Raw genomic sequence first — 6904 nt, 5'->3', positions numbered from 1 at the left:
TACTAAAAAAATGCGTAACCATCAACATATTAGACTTCAAATGCATTCCCCTTAATAAACTGCACAGCTGCTACCACTTGACTGAAGATGAAACCGGCTACCAACTGACGGACATCCTGGAGATACATTTTTTAGAACTGCCCAAGCTTTTTGATGAAGCTGTGGAAAAGGATGAAAGCGAACCCCTGATTCAGTGGATGGAGTTTATTGACGGTAAATCCAAAGGAGTGATGGAAATGCTGGCCACAAAAAATGAAGAAATAAAAAAGGCCCTAAGTATTCTGGAAATAGTAAGCCAGGATGAAAAGGCCAGAATGCTTTATGAAGCCAGGGAAGCGGAAATTCGTGATCAGATAACTAGGATTGATTCAGCCCGTGAAGAAGGTATAGAAGAAGGAGAAGTAAATGCTCTTGCAAGAACTGCGATAAAGTTACTGACTAAAAAATTTGGATTGTTACCAGAGGAACTTAAGACGGGGATATCAGAATTAGACCCACCAACTTTGGATATTATGATTGATGGCATTTTAGATTACGAAAGCCTGGAAGACATAAAAAAGTATATTCAATAAGGCCTGCCACGGGGCGCTTGCCAAGGGGACGGTAGCGACCGAAGAGCACAAGGGGACAGTCCCTTTGTGTCCCAGATACTGCCTACCCAATTCATGCCGGCCAGGACCTTGTTCTATTGGAGTAAAATGTATAGTTCCCAGGCCCGGGCCGGGGATAGTTATGCGGTACTAAAAAAGTGCGTAACCATCAACATATTAGACTTCAAATGCATTTCCCTTAATAAACTGCACAGCAGCTACCACTTGACTGAGGATGAGACCGGCTACCAACTGACGGACATCCTGGAGATACATTTTTTAGAACTGCCCAAGCTTTTTGATGAAGCTGTGGAAAAGGATGAAAGCGAACCCGTAACCCAGTGGATGGAGTTCATTGACGGAAGATCCAAAGGAGTGATGGAAATGCTGGCCACTAAAAATGAGGAGATAAAAAAGGCTTTGAGCATCCTGGAAATAGTAAGCCAGGACGAAAAGGCCAGAATGATTTATGAAGCCAGGGAAGCGGAAATCCGCGACCAGATAACCAGGATTGAGTCAGCTCGTGAAGAAGGTCTTAAAGAAGGCATAGAGAAGGGCATAGAAGAAGGAGAAGCAAACGCTCTTGCAAGAACTGCTATAAAGTTACTGACTAAAAAATTTGGATTGTTACCAGAGGAACTTAAGACGGGGATATCAGAATTAGACCCACCAACTTTGGATATTATGATTGATGGCATTTTAGATTACGAAAGCCTGGAAGATATAAAAAAGAACATTTAACACTATTAGGGCCTGCCACGGGGACGGGAGCGACCGAGCCAGGTCGCAGGAGCACAAGCACAAGGGGACAGTCCCTTTGTGTCCCAGATACTGCCCACCCAATTCATGCCAGCCAGAACCTTGTTCTATTGGAGTAAAATGTATAGTTCCCAGGCCCGGGCCGGAGATAGTTATGCGGTACTAAAAAAATGCGTAACCATCAACATATTAGACTTCAAATGCATTCCCCTTAATAAACTGCACAGCTGCTACCACTTGACTGAAGATGAAACCGGCTACCAACTGACGGACATCCTGGAGATACATTTTTTAGAACTGCCCAAGCTTTTTGATGAAGCTGTAGAAAAGGATGAAAGCGAACCCGTAACCCAGTGGATGGAGTTCATTGACGGAAGATCCAAAGGAGTGATGGAAATGCTGGCCACAAAAAATGAGGAGATAAAAAAAGCCTTGAGCATCCTGGAAATAGTAAGTCAGGACGAAAAGGCCAGAATGATTTATGAAGCCAGGGAAGCGGAAATCCGCGACCAGATAACCAGAATTGAATCAGCCCGTGAAGAAGGTATGGAAGAAGGAGAAGTAAATGCTCTTGCAAGAACTGCTATAAAATTACTGACTAAAAAATTTGGATTGTTACCAGAGGAAATTAAGACGGGGATATCAAAATTAAACCCACCAACTTTGGATATTATGATTGATGGCATTTTAGATTATGAAAGCCTGGAAGACATAAAAAAGCACATTTAACACTATTAGGGCCTGCCACGGCCTGCCACGGGAACGGGAGCGACCGAGCCAGGTCGTGACACAAAGGGACTGTCCCCCTGTGTCTGACTCATTTTTTGTTGCCAGCATTTCCATCAGACACAGGGGGACAGTCCCTTTGTGTTTGGTGAATATGTTGGGGAGCCAAGGATTTGTGATGTAGAATTCGGTCTCAATCTGTTTTCGACCAACAGGGTGAATTCGGTAAAATTGTTTAAGGAGTTCAATTTGGCGGAGAACGAGGATCGATGCTTAGACTATAATCAAGATGTCAGACTAAATGATACCGAGGCTAGCAATTTTATCAGGAGTATCTCCGCTGTCCAAAGCCCAACGGAAATTCAAGGGTTTGAAAAAGATAAACGTAATGAAGTTATTAAGAAGTGTAAAACCAAGGGTCTGTCTATAAGACAAATCGAGCGGCTAACCGGTGTTAGTTTTGGGGTGATACGAACAATATAAGTACAATATGCAATAGATGCCTGTCACCCCGCTTATTCTTACCCCACCTATCTGCGCCTGACTAATTATACCAGCCTACATTGCAATTCTTTACTTCTTTTCCCTGCGTCCCGCATAGGTTAAAATAAAACCAAACCACCACCCGACAAACAAAAAACATCTGTTCCGTTTTCTGTTGATGGGTACGAGCACAAGAGGACTGTCCCCTTGTGTTGATCCCCTTGTGTTGAGTAATCTGGTATTAATATATCATAATTGGAAAACCCCTTGTTGGGAAACTTGTAAGCTATTCTTAAGATAGCATATAATTTAAATAATAACTGAGTAAACCATAGTGCTGTTAGTAGCTTTAAGATGGGGGGAGTTAATTTATGGGAATACCATCCAAAAAATCAGATGAGAAATATAGCTATGCCGATTATCTTAAATGGCCGGACGAGGAAAGGTGGGAGCTTATTGATGGGATACCCTATAATATGAGCCCGGCTCCTTCTACAGAGCATCAAAGAATCTCACGGGATATCGAAGTGCAATTTGCCAATTATTTACGAGGTAAAAGCTGTGAAGTTTTTGATGCGCCGTTTGATGTTAGATTGTCCCAGGGTAATGAGAATGACGAAGAGATTAAAACAGTAGTTCAGCCTGATATAGTAATAATTTGTGATAAGAACAAGCTGGACAAAAGGGGTTGCAAAGGTGCTCCGGATCTGGTGGTGGAAATAATATCACACGCTACTGCCAAAAAAGATATGCAGGAGAAATTCCTATTATACGAGCGTAGTGGAGTTAAAGAATACTGGCTGGTGTTTCCCCTGGATAAGGCCATAGATGTTTATATGCTTAACGAAAATAACAAGTATGAACGAAGCGGGTTGTACCAATACCCGGATAATGACAAGGTTGAGGTCGGCATCTTTCCTGACCTGGAAATTGATTTGGCCTGGGTATTCGGTGAGTAAAGGAGCACAAAGGAGCACACAAAGGAGCACAAGGGGACAGTCCCTTTGTGTCCTTGGTTACAATAGTAACTAAAGGCGGTTTTTTTATTGATGAAGTTTATTGCTAAATGTCTTTGTTATTGTGAACAGATAGTCATTTCTTAATAAATGATTCATGCCAGTCATTCATATGGGAATAAAACAAATGTGTTATAATAAAATCAAAACAAGGACTATCGAGGGAACATGAGTCAATTTGAGAAGGTATTGCTTAATATACTATCGGGCTTATCTGATCAGAATATTTCTTTTCCTGATTTGTGCAAGCTATTAACCAGCCTTGGTTCTCGAGAACGGGTTAGAGGTAGCCATCATATATTTTTTAAGAAAGGTGTCGAAGAAATCATAAATATCCAGGCTAAGGGTTCAGAAGCAAAAGCCTATCAAGTCAAACAAATCAGAGAAATTATTATAAAATATAAACTGGGAGGGAAGCGCGGTGTTTAAATATGAGATTATTGTTTATTGGAGTGAGGAAGATCAGTCCTATATAGCAGAGGTTCCGGAGCTGTCTGGATGTATGGCCGATGGCTTAACATATCAAGATGCTATTAGCAATGCTGAAGTGATTATTTCCGAATGGATTGAAACAGCAGAGGAATTAGGTATTAAAATTCCCAAACCCAAAGGGAAGAAGCTGGCCTACGCATAAGGGTAACAGTGGGACGAGGGAGCACACGAAGAGCACAAGGGGACAGTCCCTTTGTGTCCTGTTTAGAAAATCAGCACTATACCCGGTACTAAAGCACATAAATAAAGCCCTGCAAAAATGGGTTAGAAGGAAATACAAAAATATATCTAAAAGCAAAGAACGAGCTAGAAAATGGCTTAAGCAAGTAGCGCAGAAGAAGCCAGGTTTATTTAAACACTGGCAAATGGGTATAATAAGCGACTGAATAATGGGAGCCGGATGAGCCGAGAGGTTCACGTCCGGTTCTGAGAGGGCCTTGGGGTGAAACTCCCCAGGGCTACTTACCTTTCAAGGGTCTCCATTGCATAGTTTTCTTTAAACAGGCTGTTCATCATGTTTATTAGCACTTTACCGGATACGCTAAATAGCGATTTCACTATTTCATCCGGTTTTATCCTTTCGGAATTGCCTTTGTTTTGAGACAAGCCGCCCACATATTTCCGTGTAAACTATTATACTAAATATTCTTAGATGATGACTATTTGCCAGCTAGCCAAGGGGATGTTTCTTGCGGCTGGTAGTCTGTCATGAACTAAAAGGACCTAAAAAAGGTCAATTGCCTGTAAGGTCTGGTTATTTCTATGCTATACTGTAAATAAAAAGGGAGGGTTGATGGGTGTACGAAATTGATTAGCAGGGGGAAAGAAAGCTGATGAACTACTAGAGTTTAATGATAAAGCCGTCTCGCTGGCGTGACTATGTCAGTAGCTTGCTTGAATTGGAAGATTAAGATAAAATATAGTATTATTAGAGGGTCAGGGCTGAAATAAAGACCCAAAAAATACTGGAGGATAAAGCATGGATACATATTTATGGAAAAGATTAAAGGGTTTATACTTATTACTGGTTTTTACTTTATTACTACTTCTACCCTCAGGCTCGGCTTACGGGGCCACAAGCTACCGGATACAAGGCGATCTTCCCAAATACCCGGCCAGTGATTTTAAAGAAGAAGAGCAGGTTCGCGCCCTGGCCAATGTTAAAATCGTTGCCAGCACCAAAGATGCCTTCACGGCTGCCGGTGAATCCTACTGGGCCGAGTTTCGCCTACCCCGAAATTTCTATATATGCTCAGCGGGCATCTATGGCGATGGCCAGCAGAAGGATGTGGAATTGGCCCGGGGAAGGTGTTTTGAAGACCAGAATCGGGCGGTGGAGATTAAACTTATTGCTGAGGAGAGGAACAAGCCCGGCTATTACCGGGGGTTTGAAATCATGGTGGAAAATATAGAACGCCCCGATGATTATCCTGAACTGCAGTTGTATTTCCACCAGGTGGTAGTACCCCGTGGCTACAAGGGCAATGTAGAGCTTAGTATTGATAGTGCTGGAGCTGGTTTTTCATCAGGCAGTCTTACCATAGCTAATATTATGGCCGCTCGCCTGACGGTGGAAGCCAGTGAAGTCCAGTTCCTGGTCGGCAGTGAGCAGGCTCTGGGGCCTATCAGAGTCACGGAGAACATGCCGGGTACCTTTGATTATATCGAAATGACTTTGCCTGGCGGTTACCAATGGAATCAAGATAGCTGCTACATAGACCCCATGCTGGGATTTCGACATGATTTTAACGGTGATGGCCGCTATGATAAGGATGATTTCATAATAAGCGTAGAAGGCGACAAGTACGGTCAATCTATTCTGCATATAGAGGCATTGGGAAAAACAAAAACTGTGGGTAAAATGGAAATAGAGTGCAAGGTTCAGTTTAAGGATGAGCATAGCTCTTATGGTGATCTCAGTTTGCAGCTAAAAAGCAATGCGGAGCTTAACGTGAGTAGCCTCAAAGTAGCCAGCTATAGCCAGCAAAAGATAGACTTGAGCGTACAGAATGTAAAAGATGTTTATGGAGGGCTTTGCGCTCAAAAAATCGGCAACATCATTATTAGCGAAAATGCTCCCACAACCCTGGCAAGTAACCGTCGGGTTACACTTTCCCTTCCTGAAGGGGCGAAATGGGCTGGCCTTCCCTCGGTTAAATTGGAAGGGGACAAATATCTGGATATAGGCGATATGGTTATTAATTCTGAAAAAAATCAGCTTAGTTTTGAAATTGAGGATAGCAGCCGGGAACGTCCCGGGAAGATAATTCTGGAGGAGGGTAAGGTAGATCTGGCCACCGACTTTCAAGGTGAGCTGGTGGTCGAGGTTGCTGGTTCCGCCGGGGTTTCCGGGTCCAGTACTGTCGCTCGGGTCAAGCCTGCCTTTACAGTAAGTGCATCCTCCAAACCTGCTCTGCTTATTGGGAAGCAGGGGCAGGTGGCCGGGGAATTGGAAATAACGGAAAGTGCCGGGCGGGTATTCCTGGCCCGCGAGCTGTGGATAGAGTTTCCTGCTGGGATTAAGCTGGCGCGTAATCCGCAGGTGAAAGTTACAAGCGGCGATATAATACTATCCAGCTCTTTTCTAAAACAGGACGGTAACAGTGAAAGACTGGTCATACCAGTACAGAATTCCAGCTCCAAACCGGCTAAGCTGAATATTAAGGATATTGCATACGACCTGAACAACATGCTTCCCGATGGAGATGTTCAAATAAAGCTGGGAGGCCCGGCAGTGAATGAAGTTAATGAAGGGGCCAATCCCATTTTTCCTGGTCGCAACTGGGTTTGCGAGGTAGCCAATGCCAGTATGAGCAAAGATGCTCCTCCCCAGCCTGC

General features: G+C 43.4%; 7 protein-coding genes. All 7 read left to right on the top strand.

What is annotated here, in order from left to right:
• A partial coding sequence (locus PHP87_RS10030) for an Rpn family recombination-promoting nuclease/putative transposase (RefSeq protein WP_299920931.1) occupies positions 1 to 572 on the top strand: 572 nt, incomplete at its 5' end.
• 66 nt (positions 573 to 638) lie between these two features.
• A complete protein-coding gene (locus tag PHP87_RS10025) occupies positions 639 to 1331 on the top strand; it encodes an Rpn family recombination-promoting nuclease/putative transposase (RefSeq protein ID WP_299920928.1) in 693 nt (230 codons plus the stop codon).
• Between the two features lie 78 nt (positions 1332 to 1409).
• Positions 1410 to 2078, top strand: coding sequence for an Rpn family recombination-promoting nuclease/putative transposase (locus tag PHP87_RS10020; RefSeq protein ID WP_299920925.1), 669 nt, complete (start codon positions 1410 to 1412; stop codon positions 2076 to 2078).
• An 851-nt stretch (positions 2079 to 2929) separates the two neighbouring features.
• Entirely contained in the window at positions 2930 to 3517 is a 588-nt protein-coding gene (locus PHP87_RS10015) for a Uma2 family endonuclease (RefSeq protein WP_299920922.1), read from the top strand.
• Between the two features lie 225 nt (positions 3518 to 3742).
• Complete coding sequence (locus tag PHP87_RS10010; RefSeq protein WP_299920920.1) at positions 3743 to 4003, top strand: type II toxin-antitoxin system HicA family toxin; 261 nt, start codon at positions 3743 to 3745, stop codon at positions 4001 to 4003.
• The gene (locus PHP87_RS10005) at positions 3996 to 4208 is read left to right on the top strand and encodes a type II toxin-antitoxin system HicB family antitoxin (protein ID WP_299920916.1); all 213 of its coding nucleotides are present in this window, start codon (positions 3996 to 3998) and stop codon (positions 4206 to 4208) included. The genes PHP87_RS10010 and PHP87_RS10005 overlap by 8 nt, the downstream gene beginning before the upstream one ends.
• 837 nt (positions 4209 to 5045) lie before the next feature.
• Positions 5046 to 6904: hypothetical protein (locus PHP87_RS10000; RefSeq protein ID WP_299920913.1), on the top strand; the 1859-nt coding region annotated here is incomplete at its 3' end.

This window comes from Syntrophomonas sp. (assembly GCF_028707975.1).
In the GTDB taxonomy this organism is placed as follows: Bacteria; Bacillota; Syntrophomonadia; order Syntrophomonadales; family Syntrophomonadaceae; genus Syntrophomonas.
Note: the sequence above shows the minus strand (reverse complement) of the source record. Positions and strands in the feature narration are given on the sequence as shown.